The following is a 20,552-nucleotide window of genomic DNA, read 5'->3' as shown; positions in this document are numbered from 1 at the left end:
CCGTGTTGTGCAAAGTCAGGCTATGTAGCCCCGGTGTCATCGCCATGAAGCTTTGGTGATGCTTGTATGACAGTCCCCAAGGAGCCTCTTATGCCCTGGCAAAACCTGCTCGAGCGCCGCGACCGAATCCCCGCAAATCCGGACCTGACGGAGGGCTTCGCAACGTTGTTGCATCAGTTGGGCACGGTCACGCCGTTCGAGCTGGCGACGATGGGCGGGCGATTGATGGCAACGCCGGGGTTGGCGTTTCTGGTCGGCTATCAGGCGGCGTTGCGCATGCTTTGGCCAAGCGCACCGCAGAGCCTGGGTGCGATGTGCGCGACCGAACAGCGCAGCCTGCGAGTCGCTGACATGCAAACGCGCCTGAGCGGTTTGCGCGTCAGTGGACGCAAGGATTTCGTCACCGCCGGTGATGCGGCGGACTGGCTGCTGGTTGCTGCCCGCAGCGAAGAATCCGGTGAAACTGCGCACCTGAGTCTGGCGGTGGTCTATCCCGGTGAACCGGGCGTGCGTGTGGAAAAACTGCCGGCGATCCCGTTGATGCCGGACATCAGTCACGGTCGCTTGTTTCTGGACAACGCATTGTGCGAATTGCTGGCGGGGGATGGCTGGGATGCCTATGTCAAACCGTTCCGCACGCTGGAAGACATCTATGTGCTGAGCGCAATGACGGCGTGGCTGTATGGCGTCGGTCACGACAGCGACTGGTCGCAGGCCTTGCAATTGCGTTTGCTGGCGCTGCTGGCCGGGTGCGCTGAAGTCAGTCGGCAAGCGCCGAACAATCCGGTGGGGCATATCTTGCTGGGGGGATTGTTTGCGCAGTTCGACGGGCTCAAGGCCGAGGTCAATCAGGCGCTGGCCGAGGGTCCGCCACACTGGGCGGCGATGTGGCAACGGGACCAGGCGGTGATGGATCTGGCGGCGGGTGTGCGCGGGAAGCGGTTGGCCAAGGCGCTTGCGGAGAATTGACGGACGTCATCGCGAGCAAGCTCGCTCCCACATTTGAAATGCATTCCCCTGTGGGAGCGGGCTTGCCCGCGATGGCGGCCGCAAGAGCGACACAAATTCTCGAACTGTCATCAACCTCAGCTAGGCTCAGCAGGACAACCCCGCCGAGCCCCAGCCATGTCCAAAGGCTTGTCCCTGTTTTTCCTGCTTCTGCTCAGCGTGACCGCCCACGCCGAGTATTGGCCCGCCGAGCAATGGTCGACCGCTCCGGCGATCTCCGGACCGGCACTTCAATCCCTGGAAACCTACGCCTTCCCACCTCGCGATGACGCCACTCGAAAGGGCATCCGCACCGATGCCTTGCTGGTAATCCGCGACGGCCAATTGATTTACGAACGCTACGCCGGGCCGACCACGGCCCAAACGCCGCACCTGACCTGGTCGATCAGCAAAAGCCTGATGGCCACGGTGCTCGGTGTCGCTTATGGCGAGGGTCTGTTCAAGCTCCAGGACCCGGTGCTGAAATTTTATCCACCACTGCAAAAACACCCGGCAATCACCATGGCCGACCTGCTCCATTGGGCGTCGGGCCTGGACTGGCAGGAAGCCTATGAATACGCCCCGTTGAAGTCATCGGTGGTGGCCATGCTCTACACCCGGGGTCATCAGGACATGGCTGCGTTTGCCGCTGGCCACGAGGCATACGCGCTGCCCGGGCAGACATTTCGTTACTCCAGCGGTGACAGCAACCTGCTGGCCGCCGCACTGAAAAACATCGTCGGCCCGGCACGTTATGCGGACTATCCGTGGACCGCACTGTTTGAGCCGCTGGGGATCCGCAAGGCCGTCTGGGAAACCGACGCTACGGGCACTTTCGTCGCCTCGTCCTACGCCTACCTCACCGCCCGCGACCTGGCGCGAATCGGTTGGTTGATGGCGCGCGACGGTCGCTGGCGCGACCGACAACTGCTGCCCAAAGACTGGGTCGCCTTCAACCGTGAACCGTTCGCACACTATCGTGCCCATCAGGATGACACGGTGCCCGGTGGGCAGTGGTGGCTCAATCGCGCAGCGGATGGCGCGCCCAGGCCCTGGCCCGATGCCCCCGACGATACCTTCGCCGCACTGGGCCATTGGGGCCAGGCGATGTACGTGATTCCCAGCGAACACCTGGTGATCGTGCGCTACGGCGATGATCGCGACGACAGTTACCGACACAACGAATTGCTCAAGCTCGCGCTCAAGGCCTTTGCCGGGAAGGTGCAGCCATGAACCGTGTTGTTCGCCGCCGACCGTTCAGCACGTTGTTGCTGGTGCTGCTAATCGCCGTGTTCGGCTGGGGCTGGCACGAGCGAGTGGCGTTGTCGGCGTTTCCCGACATCATCAGCGCCTACACCGCGAAGGAATATTGCTCGTGCCGGTACGTGATGAATAACGCCGCCGAGTATTGCCATGGCTACGTGAAGCAATGGTTGCCGACCAGCGGCTTTACCGATGACCCCGCCGGCAAACGCGTGACGGTCAGCGGCATGGGCCGCAGCAATAGCGCCGTTTGGGTTGGCGAACACCAGGGCTGTCGCCTGAATCCCTGAACAGGTTTCACACAGTCGAAGCCCATTCGATTGTTCTCACGCCAAGCGCAGTTATCTGATGCCGAGCGCGACGAATTACTCAGCGCCGGCGCGGTGCACGGCAACACGAAGCCTTGCAATTGGCCCACGTGCGGTTAAGGTTCGTGCAGGTTTATCGGCACACGAGTCTCTATGTTCAACCGCTCCTTCTGCAAAACCCTCGCCTTCGCGCTGCTGGCCGGCGCTTCGCTGTCGGCCCAGGCTGATTGGTATCTGGACGGCGAGTCCTCGCGGCTGTCGTTCATCAGCACCAAAAACGCCAACATCTCCGAAGTGCAGCGCTTTCTGGTACTGCACGGCAAGGTCGATTCCAAAGGCGTGGCCGAGGTGGAAATCGAGATGGACTCGGTGAACAGCGGCATCCCGTTGCGTGATGAACGGATGCGCAAGGACCTGTTCGAGATCAAGACCTTCCCCGAGGCGCTGATCACCGCGCAGATCGATCTGCGCCCGATCAACGACCTCGCTCCCGGCGCACAACTGGAGTTGCGGTTACCGGTGACCGTCAATCTGCATGGCAAACAACATCCCTACAACGCCGAACTGCTGGCGACCCGTCTTGATGACCGGCGCTTTCAGGTGGTGACCCTGGAGCCGTTGGTGATCAACGCTGAAGACTTCGACCTGGCCCCCGGGCTGGAAAATTTGCGCAAGCTCGCCGGCCTGTCGGCCATCAGTCTGTCAGTGCCGGTGGGTGCGGTACTGATTTTCACGGCGCGCTGACATGGCCGGCGCAATTTTCCCGTGGCGTGAAGGCAACCACTTTGAGCTGCTGATCGATGGGCCGCAGTTTTTTCCACGCATGCTGGTCGCGATTGCCCGTGCCCAGGAGCAGGTTGAACTGGAGCTGTACCTGGTGGAGGCGGGTGCCTGTGCCGAGGCGATGGTTCAGGCGTTGGTCCTGGCCGCCGAACGCGGCGTGCGGGTGCGTTGCCTGTTCGATGATTACGGAAGCCTCGCCTTCACCCTGACTTTGCGTCAGCGCCTGATGGCGGCGGGCGTGGAGCTGCGTTTCTACAATCGCCTGAGTTGGCGCCGCTGGGTCGGCAATTTCTATCGCGATCACCGCAAACTGCTGCTGGTCGATCAAAGCCTGGCGGTGGTCGGCGGCACCGGGGTCACCGATGAGTTCTGGACGCCGGGCGAAGACACCAGCGAATGGCACGAAGTGATGGTGGAGATCACCGGTCCGCTGGTGATCGACTGGCAGTTGCTGTTTGACCGCCAGTGGATTGCCAACCGTCATCGCCGCGCCTGGAAGCCGGCCTCGCACTTCGGCTTGCCGCGCCTGCCGCGTGTACCGTCAACGGGCGAGGGCATGGGTCGTGTGGCGTATGCCGACGCCCGTCAACACCGCGATATTCTGCAATCACTGGTCCGTGCGCTGAACAGCGGGCAGCAGCGGATCTGGCTGGCCACGCCGTATTTCCTGCCCACCTGGAAAGTCCGCCGTTCGTTGCGCCGGGCGGCGGGGCGAGGCGTCGATGTGCGCCTGCTGCTGACCGGGCCGCGCACCGATCATCCGTCGGTGCGCTACGCCGGGCACCGCTACTACCCGCGACTGCTCAAGTCCGGGGTGCAGATTTTCGAATACCAGCCGTGTTTCCTGCACCTGAAAATGGTCCTGATCGATGATTGGGTGAGCATTGGCTCGTGCAATTTCGATCACTGGAATCTGCGCTTCAACCTGGAAGCCAACCTTGAAGCGCTGGACCCCGCATTGACGCAAGCGGTGGTGGCGAGTTTCGAGAAGGATTTCATGCAGAGCCAGGAAGTCAGCCTTGAGTCATGGCAACGTCGGCCACTGTGGCGGCGGGTGAAGCAAAGGATTTGGGGATGGGTGGATCGGTTGGTGGTGAATCTGCTGGATCGACGGGGATAGTCAGCCTGATCGTTCCCATGCTCTGCGTGGGAATGCAGCCCGTGACGCTCCGCGTCACTGGACGCGGAGCGTCCCTTGAGGCATTCCCACGCGGAGCGTGGGAACGATCAGTCCGCGGGGATTACAGCAATTCGAAGCTCTGCTGCGTCACGCTCTCGGAATCCAGGCCGATCTGCACGTTGAACTTGCCAGGCTCCGCCGCGTACTTGAGTTGGTTGTTGAAGAACTTCAGGTCGTCTTCAGTGATGGTGAAGTGCACGACTTTCTGCTCGCCGGCTTTCAACATCACTTTCTGGAAGTTCTTCAATTCCTTCAGCGGCCGGATCATCGAGCCGGTTACGTCCTGGATGTACAACTGCACCACGGTTTCGCCGTCACGCTTGCCGGTATTTTTCACCATGACGCTGGCGTCCAGCTTGCCGGTCTTGTTCAGCGTGGTCGACGATAGCGCCATGTCGCTCAGGCTGAAATCGGTGTAGCTCAAGCCGAAACCGAACGGGAACAGCGGGCCAGTGGTGTCATCGAAATACTGCGAGGTGTAGTTGCCCGGTTTGCCCGGCGTGAACGGCCGGCCAATGCTCAGGTGGTTGTAGTAGGTCGGAATCTGACCTACCGAACGCGGAAAGGTAATCGGCAGTTTGCCCGACGGGTTGTAGTCGCCGAACAACACATCCGCGATGGCGTTGCCGCCTTCGGTGCCGCTGAACCAGGTTTCCAGAATCGCGTCGGCCTGGTCTTTCTCTTCGAGAATCGTCAGTGGACGGCCGTTCATCAACACCAGCACCAGCGGTTTGCCGGTGGCTTTCAAGGCCTTGATCAGCTCGCGCTGGTTGGCCGGAATGTTGATATCGGTGCGGCTCGACGATTCGTGGGACATGCCACGGGACTCACCGACCGCTGCCACCACCACATCGGCATCCTTGGCGGCTTTCACCGCTTCGTCGATCAGCACTTGTGCCGGGCGCGGATCGTCCACCACTTCCGGGGCATCGAAGTTGAGGAAGTTGAGGTAATCGAGCACTTTCTTGTCGCTGGTGATGTTGGCGCCACGGGCATAGATCAGCGTCGCCTTGTCGGCCACGGCGGCGTTCATGCCATCAAACAGCGTCACCGATTGCGCGGGTTTACCGGCGGCGGCCCAGCTGCCCATCATGTCGATTGGCGCCTTGGCCAACGGACCGACCAGCGCGATTTTCGCGGTTTTCTTCAGCGGCAGGGTTTCGCCCTGGTTCTTCAGCAACACCATGCTGCGGCGCGCAACGTCACGGGCCTCGGCGCGGTGCAGGCGGCTTTCGGCGTAGGTGTCGGCCGGATCATCCTCAGCCTTGCCGATGCGCAGGTACGGGTCCTTGAACAGGCCCATGTCGTACTTGGCGGCGAGCACTTCACGCACGGCGTTATCGATGTCTTTCTGTTCGATCTCGCCAGCCTTCAACAGCCCCGGCAGCTCTTTGCCGTACAGAGTGTCGTTCATGCTCATGTCGATGCCGGCCTTGATCGCCAGTTTCGCGGCTTCGCGACCGTCGCGGGCCACGCCATGCTTGATCAGCTCGAAAATCGCCCCGTGGTCACTGACTGCCAGGCCTTTGAAGCCCCATTCCTTGCGCAACAGGTCGTTCATCAGCCAGGTGTTGGCCGTGGCCGGCACGCCGTTGATCGAGTTCAACGCAACCATCACCCCACCGGCACCGGCGTCGATGGCGGCGCGGTACGGCGGCAGGTAATCCTGGTACATCTTGACCGGGCTCATGTCGACGACGTTGTAGTCGCGACCGCCCTCGACCGCGCCGTACAAGGCAAAGTGCTTGACGCTGGCCATGATGCTGTCGGCCGCGTTCGCGCCCGTGCCCTGGAAGGCCCGGACCATGACGCCGGCAATGCGCGAGACCAGGTAAGTGTCTTCGCCAAAGCCTTCGGAGGTGCGGCCCCATCGCGGATCGCGGGAGATGTCGACCATCGGCGCGAAGGTGATGTCGAGGCTGTCAGCCGCTGCTTCCTTGGCGGCGATGCGCCCGGACAGGCCAATGGCGTCCATGTCCCAGCTCGAAGCCAGGGCCAGCGGGATCGGGAAAATGGTTCTGTGACCGTGTATCACGTCATAGGCGAAGAACATCGGGATCTTCAACCGACTGCGCATGGCCGCGTCCTGCATCGGACGGTTTTCCGGGCGGGTAATCGAGTTGAACGTGCCGCCGATGTTACCGGCGGCGATCTCCTTGCGGATCAACTCCCGAGGCATTTCCGGGCCGATGCTGATCAGGCGCAACTGGCCGATCTTTTCATCAAGGGTCATTTGCTTCATCAGGTTGCTGATGAAAGCGTCCTTGTTCTCTAGAGGTGCGGGCGTCGTGGCGGCCAATACGGTATGACTGGCCAGACTGACGAACAGGCCCAGCAAACACAGCTTCTTCATGAATTGTTTTCTCAAAGGCCTAAACGGCAGTGAATACGCGCCGGTCAGCCAAAATTTAGGGAGCGACTATTGTTGTTCAGGTAAATGCAGCACACTTCTGTCGTGTTTTTAGCGCTGGGGCATCTTTTAGCCCATTGGCTCGATGCAATCCAGTGGCGGCGGCAGATTATGCCCCAAGAGTCCGGTCAGAGGGTTGCAGGTTGCTTATCAACGGAATGTGCAAGGGAGCGTCAACCAGATGAATGTACGACACCACTATCGGTCGAGCCTGCAGGTGGCAGTCTTGATGTTGCTGACCACGCTGTTGGCCGGTTGCGGCATCAACACTATTCCGACCCTGGATGAACAGGCCAAGGCAGCCTGGGGCCAGGTACAGAACCAGTATCAGCGCCGCGCCGACCTGATCCCCAACCTGGTGGAGACCGTCAAGGGCTACGCCAAGCACGAGGAAGAGACCCTGACTGCGGTGATCGAAGCCCGGGCCAAGGCCACCTCGATCCAGGTGGACGCCAACACACTGGACAATCCAGAAAAACTCAAGCAATTCCAGCAGGCGCAGGATCAACTGACCGGTGCCCTGAGCCGTTTGATGGTGGTGTCCGAGCGTTACCCGGACCTCAAGGCCAACCAGAACTTCCTGGCGTTGCAGTCGCAGCTTGAAGGCACCGAGAACCGCATCGCCGTGGCGCGTCGCGACTTCATCCTTGCGGTGCAGAAGTACAACACCGAAATCCGCACCTTTCCGGGTCGCCTCTGGCACACCGTGCTGTACAGCGATTTGCCGATCCGCGAAACCTTCGAAGCCACCAGCCCCGGTGCCGAAAAAGCGCCTGAAGTGAAGTTCTGATCGGCAAAAGGGCCAAGCGTCACCACGGATGAGGTTGCCAATGCGCGTGTTGAAAGTGGGCCTGGTGCTGTTGCTCTGGGTGTTTGCCCTGACGGCCCAGGCTGAATTGAAGTTTCCGGAGTTGACCGGGCGGGTGGTCGATAACGCCCAGATGATCGAGCCGGCGGTGCGCGAGCAACTGACGCAACAGCTCCAGGCCCACGAAAAAGCCACCGGCGAGCAGTTGGTGGTGGTCACGTTGCCGAACCTGCAGGGCACCGACATTGCCGACTTCGGTTATCAACTCGGTCGAGCCTGGGGCATCGGCCAGAAGGACAAGAACAACGGCGCATTGCTGATCGTTGCGCGCGATGAACGCAAGTTGCGGATCGAAGTCGGTTATGGCCTGGAAGACCGGCTGACCGATGCGCAGAGTTCGGTGATCATCAATCAGGTGATCACGCCCGCGTTCAAGACCGGCAACTTCAGCAAGGGCATCAGCGACGGGGTCGCGGCGATGCTGGTGGTGCTGGGCGGCAATCCACTGGATGAGCCGTCGACGGTCTATGAACCGCGAGGTGACGAGAGCAGCGACTTCGTGTCGCGTCACCCCGGCGTATTCGTGTTTCTGGTGATGCTGTTTATCCTGACGATTTTCGTTTGCCAGATGCTTGGCATCCTGCCCAGTGGTGGTGGCGGCCGAGGCAGTTCGGGAGGCGGTTTCGGCGGCGGAGGATTTGGCGGCGGCGGTGGAGGCGGGGGCTTCAGCGGCGGCGGGGGCAGTTTCGGGGGCGGCGGTTCGTCGGGCGGCTGGTGATAAAAACAATAGCGAGCGGGCATTCATAAACATGGCATTACTGACTGAACACGAACAACGCAAAGTCGCCGAGGCGATTGCCCGGGTCGAGCGCGACACCGACGCGGAACTGGTGACCGTGCTCGCAGCCCGCGCCGATGACTATGCGTACATCCCGCTGCTGTGGGCCAGCCTGCTGGCGCTGATGGTGCCGGGCATCGTGCATTACCTCACCGGCTGGCTGACCTTGCACAGTTTGCTGCTGGTCCAGTGGATCGCCTTTATCGTGCTGTGCCTGGTGTTTCGCCTTCCCCGCGTCACCACGCACCTGGTCCCGCGTTCGGTTCGGCATTGGCGGGCGTCCAACCTGGCGCGCCGACAGTTCCTGGAGCAAAACCTGCATCACACCGTCGGCAGCACGGGGATGCTGATCTTTGTTTGTGAAGCCGAGCGTTATGTGGAGATCCTGGTGGATGAAGGGATTTCCAAGCGACTGGACAACAAGCACTGGGACACGATTGTCGCGGCATTTACCGAGCAGGTTAAGCAGGGGCAGACCTTGCAGGGGTTTGTGACATGTGTGGAAGCCTGTGGCGAGTTGCTGAAAGTGCATGTGCCGGTGACCCAGGTGCGCAATGAATTGCCGAACCGGTTGGTGGTTTTAGGCTGACGCTGATCCCATGTGGGAGCGGGCTTGCCCGCGATTGCGATCTGACTTCAGCATGGATGCCGACTGGCCCACCGTTATCGCGGGCAAGCCCGCTCCCACAGAGCTCTGCGCCGAAACCAGGAAGCCGTTCGTAAATAACTGCGTGTCCCGGACGGCCATCCCCCCTAAAATACCCGCCATTCCCTGATCCGCACCGTCCGAGGCCGTTTTTACATGTCTGTCACCGCCACTCCCGCCAGCCTCGCGCCGGATCACCACGCCCAGTTCATCGACTTGTTGCAAACCAGCCTCGACCAGAACGCCTTCATCAAACTGGTCCTGGCCAAGTACGTCGGCACCGAAGCCGATTTGCAGCGGTTGATCATCAAGCAGCTCACCGTCAAGGATCAGCCGTGCCTGTCCTTCGTCTACCGCTACAAAACGCGCGACATCACCAAGAACCTGCCGATTGCCGAGGGCGTGGCGACCCTCGCCGCGCTGCTGCCGGCCTCGTTCAAAAATGCGCATTTACTCTCGTTAACCGATGAAGCTCAGCTCGAATACAGCAAAAAGGGCAAGTCTTCACTGTTCAAGAGCAAACCTCAGCAATTGCGTGAAGTGCCGTCCGCCGAGCACAACCGCGAGAAAAACCGCTATCTGGACCTGAACCGTCCGTTCCTCGCCGACCTGGGCGTGACGAACAGCAAGCACGAGCTGATCCCGGCGATGTCGCGCAAGTGGAAGCAGATCAACAAGTTCATCGAAGTCTTCAGCCATGCGCTGACCACTTCACCGCTGGCGTTGGACAAGCCGGTGCAGGTGGCGGATTTCGGTTCGGGCAAGGGTTACCTGACGTTCGCGATTCACGACTACCTGCGCAACACCTTGAATGCCGAAGCCGTGGTGACCGGCGTCGAGTTGCGCGAGGAAATGGTCAACCTGTGCAACGCCGCCGCGGCAAAGCTTGAGCACCCGGGGCTGGTGTTCAAGTGCGGCGACGTGCGCAGCGTGGCGCCGAGCGAGCTGGACGTGATGATCGCGCTGCACGCCTGCGACATCGCCACCGACTATGCGATTCACACCGGCATCCGCTCCGGCGCTTCGATCATCATGTGCTCGCCGTGCTGCCACAAACAGATCCGCCTGCAAATCCAGAGCCCGGCGCTGCTCAAGCCGATGCTTCAATACGGTCTGCATCTGGGCCAGCAGGCTGAAATGGTCACCGACAGTTTGCGCGCGCTGTTCCTGGAAGCCTGTGGTTACGAAACCAAGGTGTTCGAGTTCATTTCACTGGACCACACCAACAAGAACAAGATGATCCTGGCGGTCAAACGCGCCGAGCCGGTGGACCCGGCCCAGCTGTTGGTGAAGATTCAGGACCTGAAGGATTTCTACCACATCAGCGAGCATTGCCTGGAAACCTTGCTGCGGGCTGACGGCTACCTCTGATCCCCTGCGATCCTGTGGGAGCTAGCTTGCTAGCGATGGCGGCTCTACATTCAGCATAAATGTTGAATGTTAGGGCCCCTTCGCGAGCAAGCTCGCTCCCACATGGGGCTTCACTGCGGTCTTGCGCCCCAGCATCACCGTGACGATCACCCCGGCGGCAAACAGCCAGGTGATCGGCTCAATGTGTTCACCGAAGAACAACGCCGAAAACGCGATGGTGAAGAAAATCTGCAGCAACTGGATCTGACTGACCCTGGCGATGCCGCCCATCGCCAGCCCGGCGTACCAGGCAAAGAACCCGATGAACTGCGAAAACAGCGAGACGTAACCGAACGCCCACCAGGTCTTGGCCGAAATCGCGCCTTGATGTTGCAGCGCCAAATACACCACCGGTCCGATCAACAACGGCGTCGACAACACCAGCGCCCAGCAGATCACCTGCCAGCCGCCCATTTCCTTGGCCAACCGGCCACCCTCGGCGTAACCCAGGCCGCCCACGGCAATCGCCCCAAGCATCAGTAAATCACCGGCCTGAATACTGCCGGCCCCGCTGATCAACGCATAACCGAGCACCAACGCGCTGCCCAGCGCGGCGCACGCCCAGAAAGCTTTCGACGGTCGTTCGTGGGACAACCACGCGGCGTACAGCGCTACGCACAACGGCTGCAAACCGTTGACCAGTGCACCGTGGGAGGCCGGCAAGGTTTGCATCGCCCAGGCTGACAACACCGGGAAGCCGAGAATGACGCCAGCGATCACCAGCGTCAGGCCTTTGACCTGTTTCCAGGTCGGCCATTTTTCCCGGCGCCACAGCAGCAACATCGCCGCCGGCACCGCCGCGAACAGCGCCCTGCCCAGGCCATTGAGCAGCGGATGGAGTTCCTGCACGACGATCCGAGTGAAGGGCAGGGTGAGGCTGAAGATCACAACGCCGAGCAGGCCGAGGGCCATGCCGGTGTTTTCGCGCGAGGACATGATGGGGACCAGAATATTGGTGACGGGAAGAGCCTCCATATAGCCATAAACCGTGGGCGCAGCGCTGTTACAGCTAGGCGTAGAGTTATCCGTACAGTTTGAAGCCGTCATCGCGGGCAAGCCCGCTCCCACATTGAAATGCGTTCCCCTGTAGGAGTGAGCCTGCTCGCGATGAACGATAACTCGGTAGTAGCTGGTTATTACCCGACCTCCCGGATAAGGACTACCTTGAATACTCCTAAGCATTTCCCCAGAGGAGCTCTCCCCATGGCTGCCAAGAAAATCCTGATGCTGGTCGGCGATTACGTCGAAGACTACGAAGTGATGGTGCCTTTCCAGGCGCTGTTGATGGTCGGCCACACGGTGCACGCCGTTTGCCCGGACAAATCCGCCGGCCAGACTGTACGCACGGCCATCCATGACTTCGAAGGCGACCAGACCTACAGCGAAAAGCCCGGCCACCTGTTCGCCCTGAACTTCGATTTCGCCAAGGTCGCCGAAGCCGATTACGACGCGCTGCTGATCCCCGGCGGTCGGGCGCCGGAATACCTGCGCCTGAACGAAAAAGTCCTGGAGCTGGTTCGCGCATTCGACAAGGCCGGCAAACCGATCGCCGCCGTGTGCCACGGTGCGCAACTGCTGGCGGCGGCCGGTGTTCTAGAAGGTCGTGAATGCAGCGCCTATCCAGCCTGTGCTCCGGAAGTCCGCCTGGCCGGCGGCACGTTCATCGATATCCCGGTGACGGAAGGTCACGTTCAAGGCAATCTGGCCACTGCTCCTGCCTGGCCGGCACACCCGAGCTGGCTCGCTGGTTTCCTCGGGTTGCTGGGCACCAAAATCACGCTGTAACGAGGGACATTTGCATGTGCGAGCTCTACGTCAAAGCCGATCCGATTCTCTACGAATCGCGCTCCCGCTCGCTGCGCATCTGCGGGGTGGTCACCACCCTGCGCCTGGAAAATCAGTTCTGGGACATCCTCAGCGAAATCGCCGAGGTCGACGGCATGACCACCAACCAGTTGATCGCCAAGCTGTATGAAGAGGTGATGGACTACCGCGGCGAGGTGGTGAATTTTGCCTCGTTTTTGCGGGTGAGCTGCACTCGGTATCTGAGTCAGCGGCGGGTGCAGGCGCCGGAGTTGTCGGTGGTGCGCGCGGGCGTGAAGTAGGGCTGTTTACCCTGTCCTTACTGGCCTCATCGCGAGCAAGCTCGCTCCCACAGTAGAACGCGCTCACCTGTGGGAGCGAGCTTGCTCGCGATGCGGCCGGTACAGGCGACAGATGTAGCGGCGTGGTCTTTACTCTGAAGCGCAAAGCCTCTCAATCGCCAAGGAGAACGAGCATGTCCGGATGGTACGAAGTGAGCAAAAGCAGCAATGGTCAGTTCAGGTTTGTGCTGAAAGCGGCCAACGCCGAAACCATTCTGACCAGCGAGCTGTACACCACCCGCAGCGCCGCCGACAAAGGGATTGCCTCGGTTCAGGCCAACAGCCCACTGGATGCGCGCTACGAAAAGAAAGCCACCAAGGATGGCCATCCTTACTTCAATCTGCGGGCTTCCAACCACGAGATCATCGGCAGCAGCGAGGCTTACTCATCAGCCGCCGCGCTGGATAAAGGCATCGCCAGCGTCAAGGCCAACGGGCCGACCACCGTGATCAAGGACAAAACCTTGCCGGTACTCTGAATCCCCCGCTTGAGATCGTTCCCACGCAGAGCGTGGGAACGATCTTCAGACCTCGACGGGAACCGTAAGCTTTGGGCTGCCCAACGCATGGGTCTTCGAATCAAAAAACCGCAACTCACTCCCGGTCCCCTCAAACACCTTCGCGTAATGGCGCTTCTGATGCTGGATGAACGCCTTGCTGCGCGGGTAAATCGAGATCGCAACGACCTTGGGTTTCGCTTGGCGCAGCGCATGGATGATATGACTGTCCTGCTCACCCAACGCATGACCAAACAGACACAACCCCTCACCATGGCCCAGTAACTGGTCGTAGCAAAACGACAAATAGTCCGAGCTGCGAATGGTCTTTAGCTTGTCCTGCGCCGGCCCTTCATTCACGAACAACGGCACATCGTCCAGGGTCTTGATCGTGTTGTTGATCGCAAAACTGCCGAGCAACGTGCCTTCGGTCGACATCAATTTGCGTGCCGTGCCGTCCTGATTGCGCACCAGGTGCAGGCCACCGTGCAGGTACAGCAAGCGGGTCTGGTCGGTGGCTTTGGCGCTCAAATCAAAACCCGGTTCGGCGCCCTGGAACAAATCAGTGATCGCCCCAGGCTGATGCTGGATCGCCCAGTAGTTGAGCAGGTCGTAGTTGGTGGTGAACACCGTCCGGTAGGTGCCCAGTTCCAGACTGATCGCCGCCAGCGTCGAAGGCACCACCAACCGCCACGGGATGTGCACCGCGTGAACGGTGTTGATCAGCGCTTCCTTGATCGCGTAGTAGCGATTGCGCGGTGCGGCGGAGCTGACGGCCAGCGCCTTATTGACCCGGCTGGTGGTTTTCAGCGCGCTCAGCACCTGTTCGAAACTGCGCGTCTGCAGGGCGTCGAACACGCTTAGCTCGGACTGACTCAGGGGTTTTTCTTCGACGGTGCGGGCGTTTTCGAACAGCGAGTCGTAGCCGAAGTCGTCCCACACCGCGCGGCTGGCGCCGTTGCCCACCAGCAAGCCGCTGATCGAGGCGGTGGTGCGCAAGGCGTTCCAGTCTTCAAGTTGGGCATCAACATCCTGGAAATCGGTCATTGCGGTCAAAGTCTCAAGGCAAAAGGTCAGATGGGCGGCGACTTTATCACGACCAACCCTTGAGCCAGATCAAGTTACTGCGTGAGCGATGGGCCGATCCTGTGGGCATCCGCTGGATCGGCGCCACCGATTCGGCCCAGCCTGGAGAGTCGCTCATGAGCAGTACGTTTTTCACCCCCGCCGTGAACATCATGGGCACTGGTTGCCTGGACGAAGCCATGGTCGCCATCGGCAAGTACTGCTTTCGCAAGGCCCTGATCGTCACTGACGCCGGGCTGGCCAAGGCCGGCGTGGCAAAAATGATTGCCGAAAAACTGGCGATTTTGGACATCGATTCGGTGATTTTCGATGGTGCCAAACCGAACCCGAGTATTGCCAACGTCGAACGCGGCCTGGGCCTGCTCAAGGAAAGTCGCTGCGACTTTGTGGTCTCGCTCGGTGGTGGTTCGCCGCATGACTGCGCCAAAGGCATCGCGTTGTGTGCGACCAATGGCGGGCAGATCCGTGATTACGAAGGCGTCGATCAATCTCAAAAGCCGCAACTGCCGTTGATTGCCATCAACACCACCGCCGGCACCGCCAGTGAAATGACCCGTTTTTGCATCATCACCGACGAGTCGCGTCACGTGAAAATGGCCATCGTCGACCGTAACGTCACGCCGCTGCTGTCGGTCAACGATCCGGCACTGATGGTCGCCATGCCCAAAGGCCTGACGGCCGCCACCGGTATGGACGCCTTGACCCACGCCATCGAAGCGTACGTCTCCACGGCTGCAAACCCGATCACCGATGCCTGCGCACTGAAAGCCATCACCTTGATCAGCTACAACCTGCGCCTGGCCGTCCGCGATGGCAGCGATATGAATGCGCGGGAAAACATGGCCTACGCGCAGTTCCTTGCCGGCATGGCGTTCAACAACGCCTCCTTGGGTTATGTCCACGCGATGGCTCACCAGTTGGGCGGGTTCTACGACTTGCCGCACGGTGTGTGCAACGCGGTGCTGTTGCCCCATGTACAAAGTTTCAACGCGCTGGTCTGCGCGCCGCGTCTGACCGACGTTGCTCACGCAATGGGGGCCGATGTCCGTGGTCTCAGCCCGGAAGAAGGCGCTCAAGCGGCCATCTCGGCCATCCGCAGCCTGGCCGGGGACGTGGACATTCCCGCCGGTTTGCGTGAACTTGGCGCCAAGCTCAACGACATCCCGATGCTCGCCACCAATGCACTAAAAGACGCCTGCGGCCTGACCAATCCTCGAGCGGCGGATCAGCGCCAGATCGAGGAGATTTTCCGCAGCGCGTTTTAACGGCGGCACGGTTCGGGCGTAAAGGACGCTATGCTGCGACCTCGCCCGAGCCGACATTGCCGAGTCCCTGATGCTGCAAAAAAGCCTGATCCGCCGCCTCGACCTGATCACTCTCCAGCTGTTCGTCGCCGTCCATGAGGAAGGCACGTTGACCCGTGCCGCGACGCGCGAAGCGATTGCGGTGTCGGCGGCCAGCAAGCGGCTGATGGAGTTGGAGGAAGCGTTCGGGATCAGTCTGTTCGTGCGCCAGGCCAAAGGCATGACCCTGACGGCGGCCGGTGAAACCCTGCTGCATCATGCCCGGCAGATGTTGTTCAACGTCGAAAAAATGGGCCTGGAACTGGGCGAGCACAGCCACGGTATTCGTGGTTATGTGCGGATGCTCGCCAACCTGTCGGCGATCATTCAGTTTCTGCCCGAAGACCTGCGCGATTTTTCCGCGCGTCATTCCCAGGTCAAGACCGACCTCGAAGAACGCCCCAGCAGCGGTGTGATTCAAGGGGTACTTGATGGCGTGGCTGATCTTGGGATCTGCTCCAGTGACAGCGACGTCAAAGGTCTGCACAGCGTCCTTTATCGCCAGGACAAATTGGTGGTGCTGATGCCGTCCGATCATCCGTTGGCCAGTCGTTCCAGCCTGGCCTTCACCGACACGCTGGACAGCGATTACGTCGGCCTGCACGCCGCCAGTTCGATCAACATGCGCACCCACGCCGCCGCACGCAAGGCAGGCAAGGTGCTGCGCCTGAGGATTCATGTGCCGGGGTTCGATGCGATGTGTCGCATGGTCCAGGCCAACATGGGTATCGGCATCCTGCCGCAAAAAGCCTATGAACTGTTTGGCCGGGCGCTGGGTTTGCATGCGGTGCCGCTGACGGATGACTGGTCGGATCGGGCGCTCATCCTGGTCGTGCGTGATGAAGCGGCGTTGTCGCCGGTGAGCCGGATGTTGTTTGAGCATTTGCGCGGGCCGGTCTGACGGTTCTTTACTGACTGGGCCGGGCTCTTCGCGAGCAGGCTCGCTCCCACAGTGGATTTGTGACGTTCATAAATTCCTTGTGGGAGCGAGCCTGCTCGCGATGACTGACCTAAGGTCGCGCAAATGTCAGAGCGTTCGCGTTTCGCGAACGAAGGTTGCCGATTGAGGGTTGGATTCATCGCCCGCGGGTCCTCTAGCCTTGGCGCATATTCCAAGAACAACATGAGGTACCCGCGATGACTGCCCCGTTAAGTGCAATCAAAGTGATCGAGATCGGCACGCTGATTGCCGCGCCGTTCGCCGCGCGCATGCTCGCCGAGTTCGGCGCCGAAGTGATCAAGATCGAAGCCATGGGCCAGGGCGACCCGCTGCGCAAATGGCGCAAGCTGCACGAAGGCACGTCGCTGTGGTGGTACCTGCAATCGCGAAACAAGAAGTCCCTGGCGTTGAACCTGAAATCCCCCGAAGGCATTGAACTGGTCAAGCAACTGGCGACCAGCGCCGACGTGTTGATCGAAAACCTGCGCCCCGGCGCCCTGGAGAAACTCGGTCTGGGCTGGGACGTGTTGCACGCCCTCAATCCCAACCTGACGCTGGTGCGCATTTCCGGTTACGGCCAGACCGGCCCGTATCGCGACCGCCCGGGGTTCGGCGCCATCGGCGAGGCCATGGGCGGGATTCGCTACACCACCGGCACCCCCGGTTCTCCACCGGCGCGGGTCGGCGTCAGCCTCGGCGATTCCCTGGCGTCGTTGCACGCGGTGATCGGTGCGTTGATGTCGTTGCTGCGGGTCAAGACCGGGCAGGGCGGCGGGCAAGTGGTCGATGTGTCCCTGGCCGAAAGCGTGTTCAACGTGATGGAAAGCCTGGTGCCGGAATACGACATGCTCGGCCATGTTCGTGAGCGCAGCGGCGGCGCCTTGCCAGGCATCGCGCCGTCCAATACTTACCTGACGGCCGATGGCGCCTACGTGGTGATCGCCGGCAACAGCGACCCGATTTACAAGCGCCTGATGGCAGTGGTCGGTCGCCGTGATCTGGCCGACGCAGCAGAATTTGCCCATAACGACGGTCGTGCATTGAAGAGCAATGTGCTCGATGCGGCGATCACGCACTGGACCAGCAGCTTGCCAATCGATGAAGTATTGGCCGCGCTGGAAGCCGCCGAAGTGCCGGCCGGGCGCATCTACTCGGTGGCCGATATCGTCGCCGATCCGCACTATCAGGCGCGGGACATGCTGCTCAGCGCCGACTTGCCCGGCGGCGCCACGGTGAAAATGCCTGGCATCGTGCCGAAAATGTCTGAAACCCCTGGTGGCGTGAACTGGTCCGGGCCAAGTCTGGGCCAACACACCGACGGTATTCTCGCGGAATTAGGCCTGACGGCATCCGACATCGAACGCCTGAAAACTGCAGGGGTGGTGCAATGATCACTGATTTTTCAGAAACCCTGATCGTTCAGGAAGTTTCACCCCGCGACGGCTTGCAGATCGAGCCGACCTGGGTCGAAACCGTCGACAAGATTGCCTTGATCGATCAGCTGTCACAGGCTGGTTTCACTCGCATCGAAGCCGGTTCGTTCGTTTCGCCCAAAGCCATTCCAGCGTTGCGCGATGGCGAGCTGGTGTTCCAGGGCATTGCCCGGCAACCGGGCGTGATCTACGTGGCGTTGATCCCCAACCTCAAGGGCGCACAACGGGCGCTGGCGTGTAGCGCCGATGAGCTGAACCTGGTGATGTCCGCCAGCCAGACGCACAACCTGGCCAATATGCGCATGCGTTGCGAAGACTCGCTGGCCGCGTTCGGCGAAATCGTGAACTACGTGGGCGGCACGCAAGTGCGGCTCAACGGCAGCATCGCCACCACTTTCGGTTGCCCGTTCGAAGGCAAGATCGACGAGGATCGCGTCTTGCAAATCGTCGAGGCCTATCAGGAACTCGGGATTCAGGGCATCACCCTGGCCGACACCACCGGCATGGCCAATCCGCGCCAGGTTGATCGTCTGGTGCGGCGGGTGTTGCAGCGGGTTTCACCGGCGGATCTGACCCTGCATTTCCACAACACTCGCGGGCTTGGGTTGTGCAACGTGCTGGCGGCCTACGAGGCTGGCGCGCGGCGCTTCGATGCGGCCCTTGGTGGACTCGGCGGTTGTCCGTTCGCGCCGGGTGCCTCGGGCAATATCTGCACTGAAGATCTGGTCAACTTGTGCGATGAAATCGGCATTCACACCGGCATCGACTTGCCGCTGTTGCTGAAACTGTCCCGAGGGTTGCCGGCGCTGCTGGGCCATGAAGTGCCCGGTCAGTTGGCCAAGGCCGGGCGCAATTGCGATTTGCATCCAATGCCGTCCTGATCACACCGAATCCCTTGTGGGAGTGAGCCTGCTCGCGATGACTGAGTCACATCCGAAAATGATGTCGACTGACCCACCGATATCGCGAGCAGGCTCACTCCCACAGATCCAAATCGTTCCATTCAACCAGACAACAAAAACAATCGGACACCCACGGGAAGTCCGCCTGGAGATCCATCATGAGCCTCAATGTACTGGAGGCGGGCGCGAGCCCGTCCGTTAGCCACGACGAAGAAAAAGCCCTGGTCAGCAAAGTCGCCTGGCGCTTGATGCCGCTGATCATGGTCTGCTACCTGTTCGCTTTTTTCGACCGCATCAACATCAGCTTCGCCAAGTTCCAGTTGCAAACCGACCTGAGCCTGAGCGACACCGCCTATGGCCTCGGCGCCGGGCTGTTCGTGGTCGGTTACGTGATCTTCGAAGTGCCGAGCAACATGATGCTGTACAAGGTCGGCGCCCGGCGCTGGATCGCCCGGATCATGATGTCCTGGGGCCTCGCGACGGCGGCCATGGTCTTCGTCAACAGCGAATGGCAGTTCTACGCCTTGCGCTTCGTTATCGGCGCTATGGAAGCCGGTTTCGCCCCCGGCGTCCTGTATTACCTGACGCTGTGGTTCCCGCAGCACTATCGTGGACGCATCACCTCGATGCTGTTTCTGTCGTCGGCATTTGCCGGACTGGTCGGCGCACCGTTCTCCGGGCTGGTGCTGCAGCACCTCGACGGCTTCCTCGACATGCGCGGCTGGCATTGGCTGTTTCTGCTCGGTGGCGTGCCGTGCATCGGCCTCGGCCTGTTGGTGCTGACCTTGCTCAAGGATCGCATCGAAGACGCCCATTGGCTGACGCCGTCGGAGAAGACGTTGCTGGCCAGCCGTATCGCGAACCATGAACCGCACAAGAGCGGCGGTTCGTTGCTCGCCGCACTGCGGATTCCCGGGTTCCTGACGCTGGGGCTGATCTACTTTCTGATTCAGGTGGCGTCCTACGGCTTGAATTTCTGGGCACCGCAACTGATCCGCAGCGCTGGCACCGAGAGCCCGGTGATGATCGGCTTGCTGACGGCCATCCCCTACATTTGTGGTGCCATCAGCATGGTGGTGATCGGGCGGTTGTCCGACTCGACCGGTGAACGCCGCAAATTTGTCGCTGGCCTGGTTGCGGTGGGGGCGGTCGGGTTCTTCTGTGCGGGGATCTTCGCCAACCACACGACTTTCCTGATTGTCGCGCTGGGCTTGCTCGGTGCAGGGATCATCGCATCCATCCCAAGCTTCTGGACTCTGCCACCCAAACTGCTGGCCGGTGCGGGTGCCGGGGCCGCTGGCGGGATTGCGGTGATCAACACACTCGGGCAGTTCGGCGGCATCGTCAGCCCGGTCATGGTCGGGCGGATAAAGGACCTGACGGGCAGCACCACGCCGGCGTTGTACGTCATTGGTGTCTGCGCATTGATCGCGGTTGCGTTGCTGTTGTGGGGGTTGCCGCAGAAGCTGCGCACGCTCGACAAGTTCTGAAACCAGCGGTGCTGTTCAGGCCGCCATCGCGAGCAGGCTCGCTCCCACACTCGATCTGCACCACGCCGCCGATCAACTGTGGGA

General features: G+C 60.9%; 20 protein-coding genes. 17 read left to right on the top strand and 3 right to left on the bottom strand.

What is annotated here, in order from left to right; genetic code table 11:
* The first annotated feature begins 90 nt into the window (after window positions 1-90).
* From ACM6I0_RS29840 to ACM6I0_RS29820, 5 genes are all read left to right on the top strand, one after another.
* Window positions 91-969: an acyl-CoA dehydrogenase gene (locus ACM6I0_RS29840; protein ID WP_414923950.1), complete on the top strand. Its 879-nt coding sequence runs from the start codon at window positions 91-93 to the stop codon at window positions 967-969.
* A gap of 156 nt (window positions 970-1,125) precedes the next feature.
* Window positions 1,126-2,220 (top strand): serine hydrolase domain-containing protein, encoded by a 1,095-nt coding sequence (locus ACM6I0_RS29835; protein WP_414923949.1) that lies wholly within the window; start codon window positions 1,126-1,128, stop codon window positions 2,218-2,220.
* Window positions 2,217-2,540 (top strand): amidase, encoded by a 324-nt coding sequence (locus ACM6I0_RS29830; RefSeq protein WP_222590098.1) that lies wholly within the window; start codon window positions 2,217-2,219, stop codon window positions 2,538-2,540. Before ACM6I0_RS29835 ends, ACM6I0_RS29830 begins: the two co-directional genes overlap by 4 nt.
* 171 nt (window positions 2,541-2,711) lie before the next feature.
* Window positions 2,712-3,302, top strand: coding sequence for a YceI family protein (locus tag ACM6I0_RS29825; protein ID WP_414923948.1), 591 nt, complete (start codon window positions 2,712-2,714; stop codon window positions 3,300-3,302).
* 1 nt (window position 3,303) lies between these two features.
* On the top strand, window positions 3,304-4,461 hold the full coding sequence (locus ACM6I0_RS29820; protein WP_414923947.1) for a phospholipase D-like domain-containing protein: 1,158 nt from the start codon (window positions 3,304-3,306) through the stop codon (window positions 4,459-4,461).
* A 121-nt stretch (window positions 4,462-4,582) separates the two neighbouring features.
* Here ACM6I0_RS29820 and bglX read toward each other — a convergent pair whose 3' ends face one another.
* The gene (gene bglX / locus ACM6I0_RS29815; RefSeq protein WP_414923946.1) at window positions 4,583-6,874 is read right to left on the bottom strand and encodes a beta-glucosidase BglX; all 2,292 of its coding nucleotides are present in this window, start codon (window positions 6,872-6,874) and stop codon (window positions 4,583-4,585) included.
* A gap of 238 nt (window positions 6,875-7,112) precedes the next feature.
* Here bglX and ACM6I0_RS29810 point away from each other — a divergent pair, with 238 nt between their 5' ends.
* The 4 genes from ACM6I0_RS29810 to ACM6I0_RS29795 all read left to right on the top strand — a co-directional run bounded on the left by ACM6I0_RS29810 (window position 7,113) and on the right by ACM6I0_RS29795 (window position 10,594).
* Window positions 7,113-7,721 (top strand): LemA family protein, encoded by a 609-nt coding sequence (locus ACM6I0_RS29810; protein WP_285430154.1) that lies wholly within the window; start codon window positions 7,113-7,115, stop codon window positions 7,719-7,721.
* Window positions 7,722-7,761: 40 nt separating this feature from the next.
* Complete coding sequence (locus ACM6I0_RS29805) at window positions 7,762-8,517, top strand: TPM domain-containing protein (RefSeq protein WP_285430153.1); 756 nt, start codon at window positions 7,762-7,764, stop codon at window positions 8,515-8,517.
* A gap of 31 nt (window positions 8,518-8,548) precedes the next feature.
* Window positions 8,549-9,166, top strand: coding sequence for a TPM domain-containing protein (locus ACM6I0_RS29800; RefSeq protein WP_414923945.1), 618 nt, complete (start codon window positions 8,549-8,551; stop codon window positions 9,164-9,166).
* 213 nt (window positions 9,167-9,379) lie between these two features.
* On the top strand, window positions 9,380-10,594 hold the full coding sequence (locus tag ACM6I0_RS29795) for a class I SAM-dependent methyltransferase (protein WP_414923944.1): 1,215 nt from the start codon (window positions 9,380-9,382) through the stop codon (window positions 10,592-10,594).
* A gap of 69 nt (window positions 10,595-10,663) precedes the next feature.
* Here the strand turns inward: ACM6I0_RS29795 and ACM6I0_RS29790 are convergent, their stop codons facing one another.
* Window positions 10,664-11,569 carry a DMT family transporter gene (locus ACM6I0_RS29790; RefSeq protein ID WP_285430150.1) on the bottom strand — a complete coding sequence of 302 codons (906 nt, stop codon included), beginning with the start codon at window positions 11,567-11,569 and terminating at the stop codon, window positions 10,664-10,666.
* A gap of 267 nt (window positions 11,570-11,836) precedes the next feature.
* Between ACM6I0_RS29790 and ACM6I0_RS29785 the strand changes: the two genes are divergently transcribed.
* The 3 genes from ACM6I0_RS29785 to ACM6I0_RS29775 all read left to right on the top strand — a co-directional run bounded on the left by ACM6I0_RS29785 (window position 11,837) and on the right by ACM6I0_RS29775 (window position 13,256).
* Window positions 11,837-12,418 carry a DJ-1/PfpI family protein gene (locus ACM6I0_RS29785; protein ID WP_208671650.1) on the top strand — a complete coding sequence of 194 codons (582 nt, stop codon included), beginning with the start codon at window positions 11,837-11,839 and terminating at the stop codon, window positions 12,416-12,418.
* 14 nt (window positions 12,419-12,432) lie between these two features.
* Entirely contained in the window at window positions 12,433-12,738 is a 306-nt protein-coding gene (locus ACM6I0_RS29780; protein ID WP_285430148.1) for a ribbon-helix-helix domain-containing protein, read from the top strand.
* A 173-nt stretch (window positions 12,739-12,911) separates the two neighbouring features.
* Window positions 12,912-13,256, top strand: coding sequence for a YegP family protein (locus ACM6I0_RS29775; protein WP_285430147.1), 345 nt, complete (start codon window positions 12,912-12,914; stop codon window positions 13,254-13,256).
* Between the two features lie 45 nt (window positions 13,257-13,301).
* Here ACM6I0_RS29775 and ACM6I0_RS29770 read toward each other — a convergent pair whose 3' ends face one another.
* Entirely contained in the window at window positions 13,302-14,321 is a 1,020-nt protein-coding gene (locus tag ACM6I0_RS29770; protein WP_285430146.1) for a DUF4917 family protein, read from the bottom strand.
* Between the two features lie 155 nt (window positions 14,322-14,476).
* Between ACM6I0_RS29770 and yiaY the strand changes: the two genes are divergently transcribed.
* The 5 genes from yiaY (at window position 14,477) to ACM6I0_RS29745 (ending at window position 20,468) form a co-directional block, all read left to right on the top strand.
* Window positions 14,477-15,625 (top strand): L-threonine dehydrogenase, encoded by a 1,149-nt coding sequence (yiaY, locus tag ACM6I0_RS29765; RefSeq protein WP_414923943.1) that lies wholly within the window; start codon window positions 14,477-14,479, stop codon window positions 15,623-15,625.
* Between the two features lie 70 nt (window positions 15,626-15,695).
* Window positions 15,696-16,604 (top strand): LysR substrate-binding domain-containing protein, encoded by a 909-nt coding sequence (locus ACM6I0_RS29760; protein WP_285430142.1) that lies wholly within the window; start codon window positions 15,696-15,698, stop codon window positions 16,602-16,604.
* Window positions 16,605-16,840: 236 nt separating this feature from the next.
* A complete protein-coding gene (locus ACM6I0_RS29755) occupies window positions 16,841-18,034 on the top strand; it encodes a CaiB/BaiF CoA transferase family protein (RefSeq protein WP_414923942.1) in 1,194 nt (397 codons plus the stop codon).
* On the top strand, window positions 18,031-18,957 hold the full coding sequence (locus ACM6I0_RS29750; RefSeq protein WP_414923941.1) for a hydroxymethylglutaryl-CoA lyase: 927 nt from the start codon (window positions 18,031-18,033) through the stop codon (window positions 18,955-18,957). The genes ACM6I0_RS29755 and ACM6I0_RS29750 overlap by 4 nt, the downstream gene beginning before the upstream one ends.
* Window positions 18,958-19,136: 179 nt before the next feature.
* Window positions 19,137-20,468 (top strand): MFS transporter, encoded by a 1,332-nt coding sequence (locus ACM6I0_RS29745; protein WP_414923940.1) that lies wholly within the window; start codon window positions 19,137-19,139, stop codon window positions 20,466-20,468.
* The last annotated feature ends 84 nt before the right edge of the window (window positions 20,469-20,552 follow it).

The organism is Pseudomonas sp. IT-P294, assembly GCF_949767865.1.
GTDB lineage: Bacteria > Pseudomonadota > Gammaproteobacteria > Pseudomonadales > Pseudomonadaceae > Aquipseudomonas.
Note: the sequence above shows the minus strand (reverse complement) of the source record. Positions and strands in the feature narration are given on the sequence as shown.